This is a genomic window from Rhizobium sp. NPDC092011, from assembly GCF_044756305.1.
GTDB lineage: Bacteria > Pseudomonadota > Alphaproteobacteria > Rhizobiales > Rhizobiaceae > Rhizobium.
The window spans coordinates 254,145-273,647 of the sequence record NZ_JBIVSO010000002.1; the positions used below are offsets into that span (position 1 = coordinate 254,145).

22 protein-coding genes and 1 riboswitch are annotated in these 19,503 nt (G+C 59.0%); of the genes, 17 read left to right on the forward strand and 5 right to left on the reverse strand.

The window, feature by feature from the left end; translation table 11 throughout:
• The first annotated feature begins 189 nt into the window (after positions 1 to 189).
• Genes ACIQJ2_RS09640 through ACIQJ2_RS09650 form a run of 3 tightly spaced genes read left to right on the forward strand, consistent with a single transcriptional unit; the run spans position 190 to position 1,196 of the window.
• Positions 190 to 588: a DUF2325 domain-containing protein gene (locus tag ACIQJ2_RS09640; RefSeq protein WP_199095495.1), complete on the forward strand. Its 399-nt coding sequence runs from the start codon at positions 190 to 192 to the stop codon at positions 586 to 588.
• Positions 585 to 863, forward strand: a complete 279-nt coding sequence (locus ACIQJ2_RS09645) for a hypothetical protein (protein ID WP_400669969.1) — start codon at positions 585 to 587, stop codon at positions 861 to 863. The genes ACIQJ2_RS09640 and ACIQJ2_RS09645 overlap by 4 nt, the downstream gene beginning before the upstream one ends.
• Before the next feature lie 18 nt (positions 864 to 881).
• Complete coding sequence (locus ACIQJ2_RS09650) at positions 882 to 1,196, forward strand: antibiotic biosynthesis monooxygenase (protein ID WP_199142903.1); 315 nt, start codon at positions 882 to 884, stop codon at positions 1,194 to 1,196.
• Positions 1,197 to 1,334: 138 nt separating this feature from the next.
• On the opposite strand, the gene ACIQJ2_RS09655 is transcribed toward ACIQJ2_RS09650, so the two are convergent.
• From ACIQJ2_RS09655 to ACIQJ2_RS09665, 3 genes are all read right to left on the reverse strand, one after another.
• Entirely contained in the window at positions 1,335 to 1,712 is a 378-nt protein-coding gene (locus ACIQJ2_RS09655) for a DUF423 domain-containing protein (protein ID WP_199142901.1), read from the reverse strand.
• Between the two features lie 5 nt (positions 1,713 to 1,717).
• The gene (locus ACIQJ2_RS09660; RefSeq protein ID WP_400669973.1) at positions 1,718 to 2,107 is read right to left on the reverse strand and encodes a group II truncated hemoglobin; all 390 of its coding nucleotides are present in this window, start codon (positions 2,105 to 2,107) and stop codon (positions 1,718 to 1,720) included.
• A gap of 90 nt (positions 2,108 to 2,197) precedes the next feature.
• Positions 2,198 to 3,241 carry a substrate-binding domain-containing protein gene (locus ACIQJ2_RS09665; protein WP_400669975.1) on the reverse strand — a complete coding sequence of 348 codons (1,044 nt, stop codon included), beginning with the start codon at positions 3,239 to 3,241 and terminating at the stop codon, positions 2,198 to 2,200.
• Positions 3,242 to 3,376: 135 nt separating this feature from the next.
• Here ACIQJ2_RS09665 and ACIQJ2_RS09670 point away from each other — a divergent pair, with 135 nt between their 5' ends.
• The 14 genes from ACIQJ2_RS09670 (at position 3,377) to ACIQJ2_RS09735 (ending at position 16,950) form a co-directional block, all read left to right on the forward strand.
• Positions 3,377 to 4,417, forward strand: coding sequence for a Gfo/Idh/MocA family protein (locus tag ACIQJ2_RS09670; protein ID WP_400669978.1), 1,041 nt, complete (start codon positions 3,377 to 3,379; stop codon positions 4,415 to 4,417).
• A gap of 7 nt (positions 4,418 to 4,424) precedes the next feature.
• Entirely contained in the window at positions 4,425 to 5,318 is an 894-nt protein-coding gene (locus ACIQJ2_RS09675; RefSeq protein WP_400669981.1) for a sugar phosphate isomerase/epimerase family protein, read from the forward strand.
• A 235-nt stretch (positions 5,319 to 5,553) separates the two neighbouring features.
• Positions 5,554 to 6,822, forward strand: a complete 1,269-nt coding sequence (locus ACIQJ2_RS09680) for an extracellular solute-binding protein (protein ID WP_199142890.1) — start codon at positions 5,554 to 5,556, stop codon at positions 6,820 to 6,822.
• A gap of 68 nt (positions 6,823 to 6,890) precedes the next feature.
• Positions 6,891 to 7,796: a carbohydrate ABC transporter permease gene (locus tag ACIQJ2_RS09685; RefSeq protein ID WP_199142884.1), complete on the forward strand. Its 906-nt coding sequence runs from the start codon at positions 6,891 to 6,893 to the stop codon at positions 7,794 to 7,796.
• Position 7,797: 1 nt separating this feature from the next.
• Complete coding sequence (locus ACIQJ2_RS09690; RefSeq protein ID WP_400669985.1) at positions 7,798 to 8,673, forward strand: carbohydrate ABC transporter permease; 876 nt, start codon at positions 7,798 to 7,800, stop codon at positions 8,671 to 8,673.
• Positions 8,674 to 8,771: 98 nt separating this feature from the next.
• On the forward strand, positions 8,772 to 9,860 hold the full coding sequence (locus tag ACIQJ2_RS09695; protein WP_400669988.1) for an ABC transporter ATP-binding protein: 1,089 nt from the start codon (positions 8,772 to 8,774) through the stop codon (positions 9,858 to 9,860).
• A 96-nt stretch (positions 9,861 to 9,956) separates the two neighbouring features.
• Positions 9,957 to 10,520 (forward strand): TetR/AcrR family transcriptional regulator, encoded by a 564-nt coding sequence (locus ACIQJ2_RS09700; RefSeq protein ID WP_400669990.1) that lies wholly within the window; start codon positions 9,957 to 9,959, stop codon positions 10,518 to 10,520.
• 19 nt (positions 10,521 to 10,539) lie between these two features.
• On the forward strand, positions 10,540 to 10,881 hold the full coding sequence (locus ACIQJ2_RS09705) for an SMR family transporter (RefSeq protein WP_400669993.1): 342 nt from the start codon (positions 10,540 to 10,542) through the stop codon (positions 10,879 to 10,881).
• 165 nt (positions 10,882 to 11,046) lie between these two features.
• Positions 11,047 to 11,832, forward strand: coding sequence for a ThuA domain-containing protein (locus tag ACIQJ2_RS09710; protein ID WP_199142874.1), 786 nt, complete (start codon positions 11,047 to 11,049; stop codon positions 11,830 to 11,832).
• A gap of 8 nt (positions 11,833 to 11,840) precedes the next feature.
• Positions 11,841 to 12,884 carry a Gfo/Idh/MocA family protein gene (locus ACIQJ2_RS09715; protein ID WP_199142872.1) on the forward strand — a complete coding sequence of 348 codons (1,044 nt, stop codon included), beginning with the start codon at positions 11,841 to 11,843 and terminating at the stop codon, positions 12,882 to 12,884.
• A 42-nt stretch (positions 12,885 to 12,926) separates the two neighbouring features.
• Positions 12,927 to 13,754 carry a class I SAM-dependent methyltransferase gene (locus ACIQJ2_RS09720; RefSeq protein ID WP_400669997.1) on the forward strand — a complete coding sequence of 276 codons (828 nt, stop codon included), beginning with the start codon at positions 12,927 to 12,929 and terminating at the stop codon, positions 13,752 to 13,754.
• Positions 13,755 to 13,817: 63 nt separating this feature from the next.
• Positions 13,818 to 13,906, forward strand: a riboswitch (Fluoride riboswitch).
• Between the two features lie 114 nt (positions 13,907 to 14,020).
• Entirely contained in the window at positions 14,021 to 15,391 is a 1,371-nt protein-coding gene (locus tag ACIQJ2_RS09725) for a voltage-gated chloride channel family protein (protein WP_400670000.1), read from the forward strand.
• 23 nt (positions 15,392 to 15,414) lie between these two features.
• A complete protein-coding gene (crcB, locus tag ACIQJ2_RS09730) occupies positions 15,415 to 15,804 on the forward strand; it encodes a fluoride efflux transporter CrcB (protein WP_199142866.1) in 390 nt (129 codons plus the stop codon).
• 300 nt (positions 15,805 to 16,104) lie between these two features.
• Positions 16,105 to 16,950 carry an aspartyl/asparaginyl beta-hydroxylase domain-containing protein gene (locus tag ACIQJ2_RS09735; RefSeq protein WP_199142864.1) on the forward strand — a complete coding sequence of 282 codons (846 nt, stop codon included), beginning with the start codon at positions 16,105 to 16,107 and terminating at the stop codon, positions 16,948 to 16,950.
• A gap of 186 nt (positions 16,951 to 17,136) precedes the next feature.
• On the opposite strand, the gene ACIQJ2_RS09740 is transcribed toward ACIQJ2_RS09735, so the two are convergent.
• The gene (locus tag ACIQJ2_RS09740; protein WP_400670004.1) at positions 17,137 to 18,852 is read right to left on the reverse strand and encodes a flotillin family protein; all 1,716 of its coding nucleotides are present in this window, start codon (positions 18,850 to 18,852) and stop codon (positions 17,137 to 17,139) included.
• Positions 18,849 to 19,502 (reverse strand): OB-fold-containig protein, encoded by a 654-nt coding sequence (locus ACIQJ2_RS09745; protein WP_400670007.1) that lies wholly within the window; start codon positions 19,500 to 19,502, stop codon positions 18,849 to 18,851. The genes ACIQJ2_RS09740 and ACIQJ2_RS09745 overlap by 4 nt, the downstream gene beginning before the upstream one ends.
• Between the last annotated feature and the right edge of the window lies 1 nt (position 19,503).

The following is a 19,503-nucleotide window of genomic DNA, read 5'->3' on the forward strand; positions in this document are numbered from 1 at the left end:
ACCCTATCGCAGCGAATGAACTGTGTTGATGGATACAGATTACAGGCGATGACCCGGTCGACCGAGCTGTGAGATAAAATATGATGCAAATCCTCAACTTTATACTTTACTCTAAAACTCATGTTTACTAAGGTCGCCTCGCGCTCGATGGAATCGAGCACGCAAGAGCAACCAGCAAACGGGTGATGTATGGCGCGTAAGGGGAAGAAGGATTCTGGCCGGGATGGCCGCCAGGCACAGACGCCGGCGCAAGCTCCGGCGAAGTCCGGTCTCGACGTGCGCAGTTTTCTCTATGTGGGCGGTCGCGATTGCCAGGTGGCGCATCTGCGCCAGATCGCCAGCAACTTTGGCGCCGAGCTTATCCATCACGATGGCGGTCTGCGCGAAGCCGTCTCGCGCATCGATACGGTGTTGCCTTCGGTCGACTGTGTTTTCTGCCCGATCGACTGTATCAGCCACGATGCCTGCCTGCGGGTGAAAACCGGCTGCAAGAAATTCGGCAAAACCTTCATTCCGCTGCGTAACGGCAGCAAGTCCAGCCTCGAACGAGCGCTGCAGACGATGAAAGAACGAGACGTTTCCCAATGATCGATGATGGCCCTGACGGGTTTATGCTGATCGGCCTCCACAAGATGGCTGCGCAGAATGGCGACGGCCTGGTGCCGGAGCTTTATGAATTGCTGATGCGCCGCGCCGAGGAGCAGAAGCGCGTCCCGAACGTGACGACCTTTCCAACCTGGAAGGCTCGGCGTCCGGGCGAGATGGCAGATCGCAGCTTGGATGAGACGGCACACGATGGCGCAAATGTCATTGCCTTTGCCCCGGACGTGGATAACATTATCGCGCGTCGCAAGAAGGTCTGATCGTCGAACGAGGTTGCCATGTTTATCGCCATGAACCGCTTCAAAGTCGTCATCGGTTTGGAGGGCGAATTCGAAGAGGTCTGGAGAGGGCGCGATTCCCGGCTGTCCGAAGTGCCGGGTTTCCTTGAGTTCCGCCTCTTGCGTGGCAAATCGAATGTGGAGGAAGGCCATACGGTATTTTCCTCGCACACGAGCTGGCGCAGCGAAGACGACTTCATCAACTGGACGAAATCCGAGCATTTTCGCGTCGCGCACCGCAATGCCGCCGACAATAAGCGGCTCTATTGGGGGCCGCCGCAGTTCGAAGGCTTCAGCGTCGTTGCGGGAGTTTGACTAAAGCGCGTCGCGATCTTTCAGATTCGCTTCACGCTTTAGCTCTTTGATTTCCCGCATATCGTAGCCGCAAAACCGCTGCACACCTTTGCGCGACATACTCTAGGATTTTCCCGGAATCCTCAGGGCTGTTTCGTTTTATGCTTTAGCGTCCCGCATTCCAAAGAACGCGCCGATTGCTATTACAGCCCAGCCTGCAATCATGCCCATTCCGCCCGTCGGCGCAGCCATCGGAAACAGCGAGTTTCCGCCAAAATGTCTGACGACGAGATCGCCGGCGAAGATCAGCGTTCCCAATCCCAGCAGGACCGCCGCGATCGGCGCTGTGCGGATGCGGTCGTAGCCGGCGTAGAGCGCCAGCAGGGCAGGGGCGTGTGCCAGGCTCATGGTCGAAGCCGCGCCAAGAAAATGCGTGTCGCCGCCGTGGGTGGCGGCGGCGGCAAGTGCGACCCCACCTCCACCAAGGATGCCGGCGATAAACAGGGTGGCCGGACGGATTATGGCGCCAACACTCATTTTCCTCATTCCTTGTTCTGCATGTGAAAGGCCAGGCGCTCGACCGGCTCCCAGATAATGGCTCGCAGTTTTTCGTTCTCGATGGTTTCGTCCATGGCGCGGCGGAAGCAAAGCAGCCACTCATCGCGCTCTTTCGGGCCAATGGCAGCGACGAAGTGGCGACTGCGCAGACGCGGATGGCCGCGCTTTTCGACATAGAGGGGCGGCCCGCCGAGATAGCCCGTCAGATATTCGTAGAATTTCTCCTGCGAGCCTTCGAGGCTCGGCGGATGCACCGCGCGGCAATTAGCGGCTTCCGGCAGCGTGTCCATCAGCTCATAGAAGCGGGCGGTCAATACGCGTACTGTCCGATCGCCGCCGATGGCGTCGTAAAGTGTGATGGTTTCTTCGCTCAAGCCCCGGTCCCCGTTTGCATTGCCCTACATGGCAATTGACAGACGGTGCTGCAACCATCCACGTGGCCACTGCGGCGTTTCGGCGCTGCCTTATTTGGCGGATGGCAGGTAAAATGCATCGCTTTCGCCGGGAACGAGCTCGAGCGGCCATGTCGCCTGACGGTTCGTATCGGGGTAGAAATGGCTATAGGCGGGCATGCCCGAGAGCAGGATTTCCGCGAGTTCGACGCCGAGATCGTGCAATGAGGTACGAAAGCAGGTCAGGGCCGGTTGCAGAAATTTGGCCCGAGGCGCTTCGCGAAAACCCACAACGGCGATATCTCGGCCGGGAATGATGCCGGCTTCCATAACACGCCGATAAAGGCCAATCGCCATTAGCTCGTAGATCAGGATGACGGCCGTCGGTCTATCTTCGAGTCGAAGCAATTCATCTGCGACTTGATAGCCGCCCTGTTCGCTCGATTGGGCACGAATGACCAGTGCCGGATCGTATGGAATTCCATGTCGCTGCAAGGCGCGGCGGTAGCCTTCCGCAAAGACGAAGCCGAGGTTGATGTCGCTGGTGGGCACGCTGATGGCGATGCGCCGATGTCCGTGTGCGACGAGCCGGTCGACTGCGCTGTTGGCAACGCTGTCAAAATCCAGGTCGGCCCAGGGATGTTGCGTGCCCGAGAGGCTGCGGCCGAGCGCGGCAAAGGGGATCTTGGCCTTGGCGAGCAGATCGAAGCGCTTATCGACACGCTGCGTCTCGGAGAGGATCAGCGCATCGACGATGCGCCTCGCCACCATGCGTTTCAGATATTCGTAGGGGTCTTCATCATGCGGGCAGGGGAGCATGATCAGATCGAGATTGTGTCGCGAGAACACGCTCTGCAGTCCGCCCGTCACGGTCAGGAAGAAGTTGTCGCTATTTTCGACCGTTTCCCGGCTAGATTGGATCATCAGCCCGATAACGTTCGTCGTACCCTGTCGCAGGCTGCGTCCGGATTGATTGGCCACATAGCCCAGCTGCTCGGCGGCGGCGAGTACGCGCTTGCGGGTCTCCTCGTTCACATCCGGCTTGCCGTTCAATGCGCGTGATACTGTACCGATCGAGATATCGAGATGCTCGGCAAGCTGGCGAATTCCCTTCATCGGCCGCGGTTTTCCTCCATCCACCATTTTCCGTAGTCCTCCTCTATTGACACAGGAAAATCTTTTCGCCTAGTATCGTAAACGTTTACGGAGCGCGTGTCATGAGGGGTTGACCGACGCCCGCTGGAGGACATCGTGAAATTTAATGCCATTTTGTGCGGGTGCGGAGCTATGTCCAAAGGCTGGCTCCGGGCTATTGCCTCGACGCCGGCGCTTGCCGAATCCATTCAGGTCGTCGGCCTGGTCGATCTCAATCGGGCGACCGCTGAAAACCTCGCCAAAGAGTTCTCGCTGGAAGATGCCGTCATCGGCTCGGATCTCGGCGATGTCATCGCGGCGACGAAGGCCGATCTGGTTTTTGACGTCGTCATCCCGGCGGCACGCTTCAATGTGGTTTCGACGGCCCTGAAAGCTGGCTGTCACGTGCTCAGCGAAAAGCCGATGGCGACCTCGCTCGCAGAAGGCGCCGCTCTGATCGATCTTGCTGCCAAGGCTGGCAAGGTTCACGCCATCATCCAGAACCGCCGATACATTTCCGGCATCCGTCGCCTGCGCCGACTTGTGGAGGAGGGCGCGATCGGTGAACTTACGGGCATCCATTGCGATTTCTTCCTTGGCCCGCATTTCGGCGGCTTCCGCGAGGAGATGGACAATGTGCTGCTGCTCGACATGGCGATCCATACCTTCGACGCGGCCCGCTTCGTCTCCGGCAAGGTGCCGCTTTCCGTTTACTGCATGGAAAAGAACCCTGCGGGGTCCTGGTACAAGCATGGCGCATCAGCCCATGCGCTCTTCGATTTTTCCGATGATGTCGTCTTCAGCTATCGTGGCTCCTGGTGCGCCGAGGGCCGACGCACGAGCTGGGAAAGTCAGTGGCGGCTGACTGGCAGCAAGGGCATGCTCACCTGGGACGGCGAAGAGAATTTCGAAGCCAGCATCGCCGGAAACGAGCCTGGCCTGCTGCACGGCTTCAAGCCGATCGAAGTTCCCGGACCAAAGCACGAGGAAGAGACGCACGGCCATGCCAGCGTCATCGCCTCCTTCATCGAAGCGATCAGGACCGGTAAAGCGCCTGAGACGGCAAGCGGTGACAATATTCGCAGCCTGGCCATGGTTTTGGGCGCCATCGAGAGCGCCAAGACGGGTCGCCGCGTCGATATTTCAGCACAAGGATAGTGAGATTATGACCAATCCGGCAAAGGCCATCCGCATCGGCACGATGATCAGGGCGACGAACGAGGATGCCGCAGAGAATATCGCCAAGATCGCCGATCTCGGCTTCGAAAGCTTCGAGCCCTTCTTCTGGCAGACCACAAACGGCCAAAATCTGGCGGATCTCGGCAAACGTTGCCGCGACGCCATTGGCGATCGCGATATCACCATCTCAACCCTCGGCATGTTCGGCAATCCGCTCGAAGAGCGCGAGATGGACCTGCAGACACTGCAGGGATGGAAAGACTGCATAGACAATGCCCATCATTTTGGCGCCACTTGCGTTGCCGGCTTTACCGGCCGCATCCGCAACATGCCGCTCACCGACAGCCTGCCGCGCTACAAGCAGGTTTGGAGCGAGCTTGCCAAGCGTGCTGCCGACAAGGGTATTAAGATCGCCTTCGAAAATTGCGCCATGGACGGCAACTGGGCGACCGGCGACTGGAACATCGCCCATAACCCCGATGCCTGGGAACTGATGTTCAACGAGACCCCGGACGACAATATCGGTCTGGAATGGGAACCATGCCATCAGATGGTCTATCTGATCGAGCCGCTGCCGCAGATCCGCAAATGGGCAAGCAGGATTTTCCACGTTCACGGCAAGGACGCGACGATCCGTTGGGACGTCATCAAGGAACACGGCATTTTCGGCAAGGAGAAGTTCGTCTTCATGCGCACGCCGGGCTTCGGCGACAGCAACTGGACCGACATCATCTCCGAGCTGCGCCTTGCCGGCTGGACCGGCTCGATCGACATCGAGGGTTGGCACGATCCGGTTTATCGCGATGGGCTCGAGATGACTGGTCAGGTTCACGGCCTGAACTATCTCAAGAGAAGCCGGGGCGGCGAATACGTCGAGTAATGCGCGTATTTGCGAATCTGCATCGATTTAGGAGGCAAGTTGTGCGTTAATCAAAGGCGTGGAGTGGCCAACGCTCTGCGCGAGACGGGCAACCAAATGGAGGAGCTGCCGAGCATTCGCTGATCGTCCCGAGAGACGGGCGAATGCCCCCGGTAGCAATGAGGGAGAAGCCGACGGCAGCGCGGGCCATGTCGTCGGTTCGAAACCGTCACGGTTCGCAGGTGGAGGAGAATATATGAATATTTTTTCGAAGCTGGCGATCACAGCCGGCATGTCGCTCCTGCTGGCTGCCGGCGTGGCGCAAGCCCAGAGCAAGACATTCAATATCTGGTGGTTCGAGCTGCCCGACACGCCTCAATCCAAGGCGTGGACGAAAGCTCTCGACGAGCTGAAGGCCAAGCATCCTGATGTCACCGTCAATTTCGAGCTGAAGACTTTCGAGCAATTGCAGAAGGCCGGCAGCCTTATTCTCAATTCGGATCAGGCTCCGGACGTGCTCGAATACAACAAGGGCAATGCCACAGCCGGTCTCGTTGCGTCACAGGGGCTGCTGACGCCGCTCGACGATCAATTCAAGTCGCGTGGCTGGGACAAGATCCTGAACGACAACAGCATGCAACTGAGCAAGTACGATGCCAACGGCACCTATGGGTCGGGTCCGATTATCGGCATTCCGGCCTATGCGGAATTTGTCTCCGTTTTCTACAATATCGACATGTTCCAGGCGAACGGCGTGAAGGTGCCGACGACGCTGGATGAATTCGAAGCCGCGCTCGATACATTCAAGCAGAAGGGCATCACGCCGCTTTCCCTGGGGACGGTGGATTCGAACGGACAGCATCTGCTCTATACGCTGGCGCTGACACAGGCCGACGATACCTGGGTCAACAACTATCAGGGCCTCAAGGCACCGCTAGATACCAAGCCCTTTCTCTTCGCCGCGAAGAAGATCGTCGACTGGGTGGGCAAGGGTTACATCTCCAAGGATTCGACCGGCCTGAAGGGCACAGGCGGTGCTGACAACCTCTTCTCATCCGGCAAGGCGCCGATGTTTATCAGCGGCACCTGGAACAACGGCAATTTCGCCGGCTCGATCAAAAACTTCAAATGGAGCCAGTTCCTCTTCCCGACGCCAAAATACACCGTCGGCTCGACCGGAAACCTGTTCGTGGTGCCGAAGGGCTCCAAGAACAAGGATCTCGCCTATGAGTTCATCGATCTCGTGCTCGGCAAGGAAAACCAGAACGAGCAGGCCAATCTTGGCGGTGTCGCCATTGCCGCCGATCCGGCTGCGATCAAAGACGAACTCGGCAAGCGCAATGTCGAGCTCTTCAGCAATATTTCCGGCAAGGGCGGTCTCGGTCTTTACCCGGATTGGCCGGTGCCCGGCTATTACGAGCTGCTGATCCAGGCGACTACCGGCCTGGTGACCGGCTCGACCACGCCCGAGCAGTTCATCGAGCGTGTAAAGAAGCCTTACGACGACGCCCAAGCGGCCCAGTAACTCATCGGCGACAATCACAACGGCGGGACGGCTCGATGCCGCCTCGCCGTATCGGAGGGAGGAATTCGATGGTGAAGGCAGGCAGCGAAGGTAAGGCGGGGTACTATCTCTATATCATCCCCGGTATGCTGGGATTTGCGCTGGTGGTTCTCATTCCGCTGATTGCCAATTTGGCCATCAGCTTCACGACATGGAAGGGCGGCAACATTTCGCCGCGTTATGTCGGCTTCGAAAACTATCAGCGGCTGCTTCAGGATTCCGTGTTTTGGGGGTCGATGCAGCACACGTTGTTGTTCATCATTTCGATGACGATCGTACCCATCCTTCTCGGGCTGGTATTGGCTGCAGTGCTCTTCGACTACATCGCTGCCCAATTCAACGAGACCTGGTCGAGCTTCTTTCGCGCCGGTTTCTATCTGCCGCAGATTCTGCCGCTGACCACGGTGGGCGTCCTCTGGACATGGATCCTCAATCCCTTCGGCATCATCAACGCCGTGTTGCGGGCGCTCGGTCTCGATTTCATGGCGAAGAACTGGCTGGGCGATGCGAGTTATGCGCTGCTGGCGGTTTCCGCCGTCATTGTCTGGGTGCAGGTCGGCTATTGTCTCGTCGTGTTCATGTCCGGGCTGGCGCGCGTAGATCCGTCGCTCTACGAGGCTGCCGAACTCGACAATGCGAGCTGGTTCGGCCGCTTTCGCTCCATTACAATTCCGATGCTGATGCCTGAAATCTTCGTGGTCGCTTTGACGACGCTGATTGCGGCTCTGAAGGTGTTCGCGCCGATCTACGTTCTGACATCAGGCGGACCGGACAACGCGACGACGGTACCGTCCTACCTGTCCTACTATCACTTCTTCACGACCAATCGCGTCGGCTACGCCGCAGCGATCGCGACGCTACAAACAGTCATGACCATCGTGCTCGGCGTCCTTTTCATGCGCATGCAATCGAAGCAATCCGCGGGGGGACATTGATATGGCTGCGACGTCTTCGCTTTCCGCTCCGATCCTGTCGGCGGATCATCGCCGGAAGAAGGGGTTTGGTCGCTGGGTGGTTCTGGCAATCCTGCTCGTCTTCCTGGCCGCAACGCTTTTCCCATTCTTTCTGGCGGCTTTCAATGCCATCAAGACGGCGGCGGATTATGCGGCAAACGGTCCGCTCGCTTTCCCGCGGAGTTTCGATCTCACCGCGTTGAAGAACTTCTGGACAACGGTGGATTTCCCCCGGAAGCTCTTCAACAGCATCTTGATCAGCGCATGCACGGCCGTTCTGGCGGTGGTGCTCAGCCTGCTCAATGCCTATGCTATCGGCATTGGACGTGTGCGTGGTGGCCAGGCGCTGCTGGTGATCCTGCTGATTGCGATCATGGCGCCGCAGGAGGCGCTGGTTTATCCGCTCTACTATATGGCCAAGCAGGTGGGCCTGTTCGACTCGATGCTGTCGGTCATCATCATTCTCGGCGTGCTTCACACTGCTTTCGGCACTTATCTGCTCTCATCGGTCTTGGCGACGTTTCCACGCGAGATCATCGAGGCCGCGCAAATCGACAATGCGACGCGCTGGCAGATTCTCTGGCTCGTGATCGTGCCTGTGCTGCGGCCAACGCTTGCGGTGCTGGCGACCTTCTTCTTCATCTGGACCTGGAACGAGTTCCTGATCCCGCTCGTGTTCCTGGTTTCCAACAACAACCAGACCATCTCGGTGGCCATGGGCGTGCTGTCGGGATCCAATACGCAGGAACCAACCGCGATTGCCGCGGCCTCGCTGCTCGGCATCTTGCCGACGGTGATCTTTTTCCTGATTTTCCAACGCACGCTGACGCGCGGTGTGGCTGCAGGTGCCGTCAAATAAACTTATGCGGAAGCTCGGTCTGATCGGCGACGAGCCGGGAGGCCGGGTTTGAAGAATGGCAGTTCTTTCGAAGTTCGAATTTTCCGCAGGAGGAGCAAGTGGCAGGAATCAATATCAAGTCCCTCACCAAACATTTCGGGGCTGTGCAGGTTCTCAACGATATCGATCTGACGATCGAGCGCGGCGAATTCGTCGTCTTTCTCGGCGGGTCCGGTTGCGGCAAGTCGACATTGCTGCGGATGATTGCGGGTCTGGACTCGATCACCAGCGGCGAAATCTGGATCGGCGGACGGCGTGTCGATCAATTACCGCCCGGCGAACGCGGCGTGTCGATGGTCTTCCAGTCATACGCGCTCTATCCGCATATGACCGTTCGCGACAACATGTCCTTCGGTCTGCGCAACATCAAGACGCCGAGAGCCGAGATCGATCGGCGCATCGAGGAGGCGGCAAAAATCCTCGAAATGCCGCATCTTCTGGATCGGAAGCCCTCGGCTCTATCGGGTGGCCAGCGCCAGCGTGTCGCGATCGGCCGTGCCATCGTACGCGAGCCCGACGTCTTCCTCTTCGACGAGCCGCTCTCCAATCTCGATGCGGGCCTGCGCACACGAACACGCGTCGAGTTGGCACAGTTGCATGAGCGCCTGGGTGCGACGATGGTATTCGTCACCCATGACCAGGTGGAAGCAATGACGCTTGCAGACCGCATCGTGCTGCTGAACAACAAGAAGATCGAGCAGGTGGCTTCGCCCGTCGAGATCTACACGCGCCCCGCGACGCGCTACGTTGCTCAGTTCGTCGGCTCGCCGGGCATGAATTTCATCAGTATCGCCGGCCTTGGCGAGGCGGGTGGTCTGGCGACCGCCACCTTGCCGGATGGATCGGTCATCAACACGGCTGTGGCATTAAACCGCCTGGAGAATTCGGGGCTGACGCTCGGCATTCGGCCCGAGCATCTTGTCGTCACCACCGCCGAGAGGGGCGATATCGCCGGGCAGGTGGAGACGGTGGAACGCCTGGGCGACCGCTCGCTCGTCCATGTCAGACTGAGGGACGGTTCGAAGATCATCGGCACCGATCCCGGCATGACGAGCATCACGACAGGTTCGCCGATCGCCTTTGCCGTCGAGGCGACGAAGGTAAGCATTTTCGATGCGGGCGATGCCGCGCATCATTCCGTCAACTGAGGAGAGAGCGATACGAGGATCAATCAAAATCAATAGGGCTTAGAAGCAATCAATCAGATCATTGACGAAACCGTCCAACTGGTATGTTATGCCGTCATGTCCACTGCGCACCATAGGAAGAAGCAACCCTTGTTCGTCCGCCAGCAATTGCTTGACGTGGCGGCGCGGCTTGCTTCCGAAAAGGGGATGACTGCGGTGACGCTGGATGCCGTTTCCGGCGCCTCCGGTGTCAGCAAGGGTGGCTTGCTGCATCACTTCCCCAGCAAGAACATGCTTCTCGAAGCACTGTTCGAGAGTTTGCTGGGACGGCTTGATGCCGCGATCGAGGAGGCAATGCGTGCTGATCCGATGCCGCATGGCCGCTTCACCCGTGGTTATCTGCACGCTTGCCTGGCGTTGCGGGATCAGCCGCAGGGAACGAAGGACTGGGCGCAAGTGACCATGGTGCTGCTCAGCGAACCGCAATTGCGGCAGCGCTGGCGCGACTGGGTGCGCGAGCGCAGCGAGGAATATGTGGGTACGGATTCCTCGGTGGATGCGGCAATCGTGAGGCTGGCGACCGATGGGATCTGGCTCGCAGACCTGCTCGGCAGCCACGACATGGACGAAGGCGCGCGTGAAAGACTTATCGGGCGGCTGATTGAGCTGACGCAGCTCTAACATTATCGGAGAAAATGGAATGGCGAACGCATCGGTCTATGCAATGCTGATGGTTGCGATCGTGCTCGAAGTGATCGGCACGACGGCGTTGCAGATGTCGCAGCAGTTCACGCGTCTCGGCCCAACGGTCGTGCTGGTGGTCTGCTATGCCGCTGCCTTCTATTGCCTTTCGGTAACGTTGCGGGTCATCCCGGTCGGCATAGCCTATGCCATCTGGAGTGCCCTCGGCATCGTGCTGATTTCGGTGGTCGGGCTGGTGTTTTTCCGACAGAAGCTCGATCTTGCCGCCATCATTGGCTTGGCGCTGATCATCATCGGCGTCTTGGTCGTCAACCTCTTTTCAAAGTCCGTGTCGCACTGAAAAGACAGGTGTTGTTCATCGCTATTTTTGCCTTTGTCAAAACGCTTTGGACGCTTTATGTCGTGCGTTGGAAGGGTTGATTGAGGCTCGTAATACAGCGTTTTCCCAAAGCGCTTTGGACTGCGTAAACTATTCAAACCTAATGGTATTAAAAGGAGTGCCGCAATGACTATTCGTGCCGTCGTATGGGGCGAAAACATTCACGAGCAAACAAACAAGGTTGTCGCCGAAATCTATCCGGAAGGCATGCACAACACCATCGCCAAGGCGCTGAACGCCGACGCAGGTATTGAAGCAACGACTGCAACGTTGCAGGAGCCGGAGCATGGTCTGAGCGAAGCCCGGCTGAAGGATACCGACGTTCTGCTGTGGTGGGGCCACAAGGACCACGGCGCCGTCAGCGACGAGGTGGTCGAGCGCGTTGCCAAGCGCGTATGGGAAGGCATGGGCCTCATTGTCCTGCATTCCGGCCATTTCTCCAAGATCTTCAAGCGTCTGATGGGCACACCCTGCGCGCTGAAGTGGCGTGAAGCGGGCGAACGCGAGCGCCTGTGGGTCATCAATCCCCGTCATCCGATTGCAGCTGGCCTCGGCGAGCATTTCGAGTTGGAAAATGAGGAAATGTACGGCGAGCAGTTCTCCGTTCCGGAACCGCTGGAAACCGTGTTCATCTCCTGGTTCCAGGGTGGGGAAGTCTTCCGCTCCGGCATGACCTGGCGCCGTGGTGCCGGCAATATCTTCTACTTCCGCCCGGGCCACGAGACCTATCCGACTTATCACAACGACACCGTTCACAAGGTCCTGATCAACTCCGTGAAGTGGGCTCACAACCCGCTCGGCACCCAGACGAGCATTCATGATGCGCCGAACGTGCCGGTCGAAAAAGCACTGGAGCCGATCGTCGAACGCGGCCCGAGACTGCACCAGGCCGGCGAAGCCGGTTATCGCTGAGGTCCACCATGCGTCTCATAGTACTTGGCACGGGCAGCATGGCGAAGAACCATGTGGAGCATTTTGCCCGCATTCCGGGCGTCGAAGTGGTCGGCGCCGTCGATACGGACGCAACGAGGCTCAAGGCCTTTTGCGATATATTCGACATCAAGAAGCGTTTCTCGTCACTGGACGAGGCGCTGGCCTGGGGCGAGTTCGATGCGGCGACCAACGTCACGCCTGACAAGGCGCACCATCCAACAACGCTGCCTTTGCTTGCCGCCGGCAAGCATGTCCTCTGCGAAAAGCCGCTTGCAGAGGATTATGAAAAGGCGCTTGAGATGACGGAAGCTGCCGAAAGGGCAGGGGTCGTCAACATGGTCAATCTGACCTATCGCAATGTCGCGCAGCTGCAGAAGGCGCGCGAGATGGTGATCTCGGGCGAGATCGGCACGATCCGGCACGTGGAGGCGTCTTATCTGCAGAGCTGGCTCGTCTCGAAGGCCTGGGGCGACTGGCGCAGCGAATCCAGATGGCTCTGGCGTCTTTCGACCGGTCACGGTTCGAACGGCGTCCTTGGCGATATCGGCATCCATATTCTCGACTTCGCCGCCTATGGCGCAGCGACCGATATCGATCATGTCTTCGCGCGCCTGAAGACCTTTGCCAAGGCCCCCGGCGAGCGGATCGGCGAATATACGCTTGATGCCAATGACAGCTTCTCGATGTCGGTCGACTTCGCCAATGGCGCGCTCGGTGTCGTGCATGCGAGCCGCTGGGCGACGGGACATCTGAATGAGTTGAAGCTGCGCATCTATGGTGAGCGCGGCGGCCTGGAAGTGACCCACAATCCGAACGGCTCCGAGCTGCGCGGCTGCCTTGGCGATGATGTCGAAACGGCGACGTGGCGGGTCATCGAGGTGCCGCCGGTCCCAACCAACTACCAGCGGTTCGCCGAGGCCGTCATGACCGGTAGCAGTCAGGATCCGAGCTTCCGTCATGCGGCGAACTTGCAGCGCGTGCTGGATCTTGCCATGGTAACGGAAACTGAGCGGCGCGAACTGAAGGTCTGATATCATCGGCCACCTTCAGGCACAGCCTTGGGAGTGCATGCAATGTCTACCGAGGAAAAAGTAGCCAACCACTACACACGCGGATCGCTGGAAACGGCGATCCTGCAATCCCTTGCCGATAACGGCAGGGACGTCGACAACCTTCGCATTCGCGATCTGGCCGGCGTCGATGAGTTTCACCTGGGGCGGCATGCGGCCACGGTGGATTTTGCCAGGGATCTCGATCTTTCCGCCGGTTTGAGGCTCGCCGATATCGGGTCAGGGTTGGGCGGGCCTGCCCGCCATTTCGCCGATACCTATGGATGCGTCGTCTCAGGCATAGATCTTACCGAAGAATTCGTTCAGGTCGCCAATTCGTTGACGGCGCGCTGTGGTCTAGCGGAGCAGGTGTCCTTTCAGCAGGGGAGCGCCTTGGCCTTGCCTTTTGAGGACGGCAGTTTCGACCGCGCAACGCTCATTCATGTCGGCATGAACATCGAGGACAAGGCGAGGCTGTTTGCGGAAGTCAGACGTATCCTCAGGACGGGCGGTCGTTTCGGTCTCTACGAAGTCATGCAGATGCGCGACGGCGGGCTACCCTTTCCAATGCCATGGGCGATGGATCCGGAGACGAGCTTCGTCCGCAGCCCCGATATCTACCGCCGTCTGCTGGACGAGGCCGGTTTCGTGGTCGAACTGGAGCAGGATCGCAGCGCGCTGGCGATCCGCCTGGCGCACGAGGCGCGTGCCAAGGCCGCCGCAGGCGGGGCGCGTGACCAGGGCTTTCGCACATTGATGGGTCCGAAAGCAGGCGAGCGAAGCAACAACGTCAACACTTCGGTCGAAGGCGGTCTGCTCGCGCCGATCGAGATGATTGCCAGAGCCGTCTGAAGACGCCGGCCCTATGCTTTCGCTCGCGATGCGTTGACAGCAGCGCGCCTGTTTCTATATTGAAATCTCAACGGTAATGGATTTCTGCCGGGCCATGGTGGCCGAACCGCTGCTCTGACTTTCCCAGGGAAGCTGATGACTCCTACTCAAACCGCCAGAAGGCGAAGGAGTAGAGTCGTGTCTTTTTTCTTGCCGTCATTCCAATCCCATTTCCCATCCAGTATCCCCGTGAGATCGTTGTGCGGCCTCGGGGAAGGGGCAAACTGATGTCCGCATCCGCCTATTTTCAACATCGCTTTCAGCAATTTCGCAGCCTGTTCAAATGGGTCCTCCTGGTCGTGCCGATGGCTGTGGTCGTCGGCTCGCTCTGCGCGGCGTTTCTTTGGAGCCTGGACAAGGCGACTGTGACGCGCTTCGATTATCCCTGGCTGATCTTCCTGATGCCGGTTGCGGGCTTCCTCATGGTGCTGGTGTATCAGCGCTTCGGCCGAGGCTCGGAAGGAGGCAACAATCTGATCGTCGATCAGATCCACGAGCCGGGCGGCGGCGTGCCGCTACGCATGGCACCCTTCATTCTCGTATCCACCGTTCTGACGCATCTGGTTGGCGGCTCGGCGGGACGCGAAGGCACGGCCGTGCAACTTGGGGGCAGCATTGCCAGCGCCTTCGCGAAAATCTTCCGGCTCAGCCATGCCGAGATCCGCATACTTCTGATGGCGGGTATCGCAGCCGGTTTCGGGGCGGTCTTCGGCACACCGATAGCGGGCGCCGTGTTCGCGCTCGAAGTGCTGACGATCGGGCGAATGCAATATGAAGCGCTGATCCCTAGCCTTGCCGCGGCGATCGCGGCCGATTGGACATGCCATGCCTGGGGCATCGAACATATCCAATATCATATCGGCTATCTCTCAGGCACCGCGGCCAGCACGTTCCATCTGGATGCGTTGCTGCTCGTCAAGGTCGGTATCGCTGGCGTCATCTTCGGCCTGGCCGCGCGATGCTTCAGCGAGGTCTCGCACAGAGCGTCGGCGACGTTCAAGCGGCGCTGTGCCTACGCGCCGCTCAGGCCAGTCATCGCCAGCGCCATATTGATCGGTCTCGTTTATCTGCTTGGAACGCGGCAATATCTCGGGCTTGGCGTCTGGTCGCCCAATCCCGGCGATGCCACGATCCTCGGTTTTTTCGATCCGACCCGGGTCGATTACTGGAGCTGGTTCTGGAAGGCGGTCTTCACCATCGTGACGCTGAGCGCCGGCTTCAAGGGCGGCGAGGTGACACCCTTGTTCTTCATCGGTGCCGCGCTTGGCAATGCGATTGCCGCCATTCTCGGCGCCCCGGCCGATCTCTTTGCCGGATTAGGCTTCGTCGCCGTCTTTGCGGGTGCGACGAATACGCCGCTTGCCTGCATGATCATGGGCATCGAGCTCTTCGGGGCGACACACACCGTCTATCTCGCCGTCGCCTGCTTCCTTGCCTATATCTGCAGCGGTCATACCAGCATCTACCTGTCGCAGCGTCTTGGTATCGCAAAAAGCGTGGCCTCAGGCGCGCTTCCCGCCGATACGCCATTGCGCCATATTCGTGATGGCAGCCTGAAGACGCAGCGGGAAAATACCCATAAGATCGAGAAGGTTTGACGCAAGGACGACTGGAGATTGTCGTGCTCTATCTCATCGTGTTTCTCGGCGCGGGATTTGGTGGCGCCTTCCGCCTCGGTATCAATGAGGTTGCCAACCGTCTGCTCGGTCTCGAGTTCCCTTTCGGCACCCTGATCATCAATGTGCTCGGGGCATTCGTGATGGGGTTGCTGACCGAATATTTCGCCTTCCGCGGTGGTGTGTCGCAGGAGGTTCGGCTGTTCCTGACGACAGGTGTTCTGGGCGGTTTCACGACATTTTCAACCTTTGCGCTGGAGAGCGTCGTGCTATGGGAACGCGGGCAATGGATGCCGGCCGCAGCCTATGTCGCCCTGTCGGTTTTCCTGTCGATCTGCGCGCTGATTGCGGGACTTGCAATTGTCCGGCTAATAATTCAGGCTCAAGCCGCATAGTGATGGCGGGTCGTTAGACCTTGCCGCATTTTTGCCGATTCTGGGGTGAATCCCTCTCGAGAATCGCCGGAGATTCATCCCAGGATGAACCACCGTTCGTTGCGAACGGACTCTCTTGCGAAATTCGACTATTCAACTCATATAATCGGTTATTGTGATCATCGCATAACACAAGGAGACGGGTGTCAATCGGGAAGGGACAGGCTGACATCCCAAGCTTCAAGCCTGTTGCCTCTTCGGGATTTGCATGCAGATTCCGTTGGCGAAGATTTCCTCCCTGGACAGCCCTTAAAGACAGACATGACGGAGAGTCCCTTGAGCGCACCTGCTCCCACTTCCAACGAATCTCGAACTCCGGAACAGACTTTTGGCACGGCCGGGATTGCGCCTATGGAGCGCGCGAGTGCCATGACGCGCTTCTTCATGGGCATCGTCGCCTGGGCCGAGGGGCTCAATCTCAAATATGCCAAGCTTGGCAATCCGCCTGTTTACGATACCAAGACTTTTCCTTGGGCTGCCGAGATCGAGAAGGATTATCCTGCGATCCGCGCCGAGCTTGAGAAGGTGCTGCTGCGCCAGAGCGAGCTGCCGACTTTCCAGGATATCTCGACCGATGTGAAGACCATTTCGACCGACACGCGCTGGAAGACGTTCTTCCTTCTTGGCTTCGGTGTGAAGTCCGAACAGAACATCAAGGCGTGCCCCAATACCTGGGCAGCCGTGCAGAAGATCCCCGGCCTGACGACGGCGATGTTCTCGATTTTCGAGCCGGGCAAGCATCTTCCCGCGCATCGCGGCCCCTATAATGGCGTGCTGCGCCTGCATCTCGGCCTCATCGTGCCGGAGCCGAACGATAAGCTTGCCATCCGTGTCGACAAGCAGATTTGCCATTGGCAGGAAGGCAAGGCGCTGATTTTCGACGACGCCTATGAGCATGAAGCCTGGAACCATTCGGACAAGACCCGCGTCGTGCTCTTCGTCGATTTCGTCAAGCCGCTGAAATTCCCGGCTCGCTTCGTGAACTGGGCGCTGATGAACCTGGCGATCTTTACGCCTTTCATCAAGGAAGGCCTCGACAATCACAAGGAATGGGAAAAGAAGTTCTACGCCGAAGCCGAGGCGTTCCGAAATCGCCCGAAGCCCTGATTTTCTCGACGGTTGAATTCAACAAAACCCCGGAATCCCCGTCGATTCCGGGGTTTGCTTTTTGCTCGGTCGGGCCTAAAGCGCGTCGCGATCTCCAAGATTCGCTTCACACGCTTTAGCTCTTTGATTTCACGCATGTCGTAGTCGCAAAACCGCTGCACACTTTTGCGCGACATGCTCTAGTCGTTAAGCCGGTTTGCCGGTCTCTTCCGTTGCGTCGCGGTACTCTTCTTCCGGCTCTACCGCAGCGGATTTACCGTCGAGTTTGCCAAGCAGCGCCGAGATGGCATTGTCGCCGTCGAAACCGGCTTCTTTGAGCAGGCGGTCGAGGATCGGCTTGTTGGCCTGATAGGAGAGAAGCTGGCCGGCCAGGCCTTCGCCAAGGCCAACGCCACTGCCGCCAGCGGCGCCGTTGCCGTTTCGACCGAGCATGCCGCCGGTGTCGAAGATACGGATGTCCGAGATCTTCTCGATCGGCTTGACCGCTTCGGCAAGAGCGGCGGGCACGATGCGGATGCGCTCGCGGGTGATCTCGAACTCGATAATGGCCGGGCTGAGCTTGTTGCGGGCCTCGTTGAGCAGGGCTTCGCTTTCGGCCGTCGCCTTACCGTTTTCGAGAATGCCCTTGGCCTTGATGATCGCGGCATCGGCTTCGGCGGTTGCCAGCGTCTTGATGGCATCCGCCTGGTCGATGGCGGCCTGCTTTTCCGCTTCTGCTGCAATCGTGACGGCGGTTGCCTGGGTTTGAGCGCGCTTTTGGGCGTCGATCACGGCGATCTGCCTTTCACGTTCTGCGATCTCAACGGCCTTGGCGGTGCCGACTTTTTCTTCGGCAGCGATGGCGAGGGCACGTGCGGCTTCGGCCTTCGCCTTGGCTTCCGATTCCTCACGGCTCTTGTTGGCAACCGCGATGGCACTTTCCTGTGCGACGATCTGGTTGTCGCGGCGGGCTTCCGTCTCACGCTGCTGCACGGCGCGGGTCGAGTCGATGTTGGCGGATTCGCGGACCTGTTTGGCCGTGGCTTCGCGTTCGGCGATGGCCTGCTCTGCAGCAATGCGGGCTTCTTCTTCCGCGCGCTTGGCTGCCTGCTCCTGCTGTGCGGTTTCAGCGCGGGTTGCTGCAGACTTGTTGGCAATGTCGCGCTGCTGGTTCAGCTCGGCCTCACGCTTTGTCCGCTCGATGGTGAGGGACTGTTGGCGTGCTTCAAGGTCCTTTTGTGCGATCGCGACTTCGGTATCGCGAACCACTTCGTTACGCTCCTTCTTGCGAGCTTCCGTGACGCGGGTCAGCGCGGCAAGACCGTGGGCATCGAAGAAGTTGTTGGCATTGAAGTGCTTGATATCGGTCTGGTCGAGGCGCGTCAGAGATACGGATTCCAGTTCGAGACCGTTGGACTGCAGGTCGGAACCGACCGCATCCTGCACCGCCTTGACGAAGTCCATGCGTTGCTCCTGCAGCGCATCGAGGTTCATCGTGGCTGCGACCGAGCGCAAGCTGTCGACGAATTTCGCCTCGATCAGCTGGCGCAGTTGCTCGCTATCGTTGGTGCGGCTGCCGAGCGTCTGCGCGGCAAGCGCGATCGAGGAGCTATCCGGCTTGACGCGCACGTAGAATTCCGCACCGATATCGACGCGCATACGGTCCTTGGTGATCAGCGCATCGTTCTCGCCGCGCTGGACTTCCAGACGCAGGGTTTTGAGGTTGACGCGGGCGATCGAGTGGAAGATCGGCAGCACGATGGAGCCGCCGTCGAGGACGACTTTCTGGCCGCCAAGACCGGTCCGGACGTAAGCTTCATCCCGGCTCGAACGAACATACAGCGAGGCAAGGACAAAGCCGATCCCGAGGATGAGGACGAGGCCGATGCCCGCGGGGAGAATAAGGTCGTAAAGGCCAATCATGAATGTTGCTCCGTAGAGGATTGGTCATCGGAACCGACGAGGTCCGAAGGGGCGGAAACTGCGATGAAGATGTCGGCCTTGCGGTCGACAAGCAGAACTTTGGCGCCGATCGGCAAGGGGTTTTCACCCTTGGCGGCGCTGGCGCGCAGCTGATGCCAGTTGCCGTATGCATCCTTGACGCTGACGCGGCCGGGCAGGCCTTGATCCAGAGGGCCGATGGAAACTGTGCCGGTTCGGCCGACGAAATCGACGGTATCGACGGCGTAGGTCTCGTCGCGCGGCACGATCCTGGCGATCGTGCGTGTCGAACCCCGGACGAGGGGTATCGTGACGAGCAGGGCCGGCGGTGCGGCGATGATCGCTGGCAGTGGCGTCCACATCATGTCGGCAACTGTCTGGATGGCGAACCCCGTCACGGCGAAGATGCCGAGCACCAGCATGATCAGGATCAAAAGCGGCACGCCGCCTATATTGATCCAGGAGAGCAGGCCGGCGATCACGCCGTCATGGCCTTCGAAATGCGGCTTGCCGATGAGTTCGCTCAGCGAGAAGCCGAGCAGCATCGACAGGATTTCGACAACGGTCAGTCCGAACAGGATCATTGCCGCGATGGCAAAAGGCGCACATTCGGGTGCGAGAAACAGGTGCATC

Bases quoted from the DNA above. Each gene is read 5' to 3' on its own strand.
- ACIQJ2_RS09675 (WP_400669981.1), top strand. From the start codon at position 4,425: ATGACCAATCCGGCAAAGGCCATCCGCATCGGCACGATGATCAGGGCG.
- ACIQJ2_RS09705 (WP_400669993.1), top strand. From the start codon at position 10,540: ATGGCGAACGCATCGGTCTATGCAATGCTGATGGTTGCGATCGTGCTC.
- ACIQJ2_RS09680 (WP_199142890.1), top strand. From the start codon at position 5,554: ATGAATATTTTTTCGAAGCTGGCGATCACAGCCGGCATGTCGCTCCTG.
- ACIQJ2_RS09650 (WP_199142903.1), top strand. From the start codon at position 882: ATGTTTATCGCCATGAACCGCTTCAAAGTCGTCATCGGTTTGGAGGGC.
- ACIQJ2_RS09715 (WP_199142872.1), top strand. From the start codon at position 11,841: ATGCGTCTCATAGTACTTGGCACGGGCAGCATGGCGAAGAACCATGTG.
- ACIQJ2_RS09690 (WP_400669985.1), top strand. From the start codon at position 7,798: ATGGCTGCGACGTCTTCGCTTTCCGCTCCGATCCTGTCGGCGGATCAT.
- ACIQJ2_RS09640 (WP_199095495.1), top strand. From the start codon at position 190: ATGGCGCGTAAGGGGAAGAAGGATTCTGGCCGGGATGGCCGCCAGGCA.
- ACIQJ2_RS09710 (WP_199142874.1), top strand. From the start codon at position 11,047: ATGACTATTCGTGCCGTCGTATGGGGCGAAAACATTCACGAGCAAACA.
- ACIQJ2_RS09655 (WP_199142901.1), bottom strand. From the start codon at position 1,712: ATGAGTGTTGGCGCCATAATCCGTCCGGCCACCCTGTTTATCGCCGGC.
- ACIQJ2_RS09735 (WP_199142864.1), top strand. From the start codon at position 16,105: ATGACGGAGAGTCCCTTGAGCGCACCTGCTCCCACTTCCAACGAATCT.
- ACIQJ2_RS09720 (WP_400669997.1), top strand. From the start codon at position 12,927: ATGTCTACCGAGGAAAAAGTAGCCAACCACTACACACGCGGATCGCTG.
- ACIQJ2_RS09685 (WP_199142884.1), top strand. From the start codon at position 6,891: ATGGTGAAGGCAGGCAGCGAAGGTAAGGCGGGGTACTATCTCTATATC.
- ACIQJ2_RS09725 (WP_400670000.1), top strand. From the start codon at position 14,021: ATGTCCGCATCCGCCTATTTTCAACATCGCTTTCAGCAATTTCGCAGC.
- ACIQJ2_RS09700 (WP_400669990.1), top strand. From the start codon at position 9,957: ATGTCCACTGCGCACCATAGGAAGAAGCAACCCTTGTTCGTCCGCCAG.
- ACIQJ2_RS09665 (WP_400669975.1), bottom strand. From the start codon at position 3,241: ATGAAGGGAATTCGCCAGCTTGCCGAGCATCTCGATATCTCGATCGGT.
- ACIQJ2_RS09740 (WP_400670004.1), bottom strand. From the start codon at position 18,852: ATGATTGGCCTTTACGACCTTATTCTCCCCGCGGGCATCGGCCTCGTC.
- ACIQJ2_RS09745 (WP_400670007.1), bottom strand. From the start codon at position 19,502: ATGCACCTGTTTCTCGCACCCGAATGTGCGCCTTTTGCCATCGCGGCA.
- ACIQJ2_RS09645 (WP_400669969.1), top strand. From the start codon at position 585: ATGATCGATGATGGCCCTGACGGGTTTATGCTGATCGGCCTCCACAAG.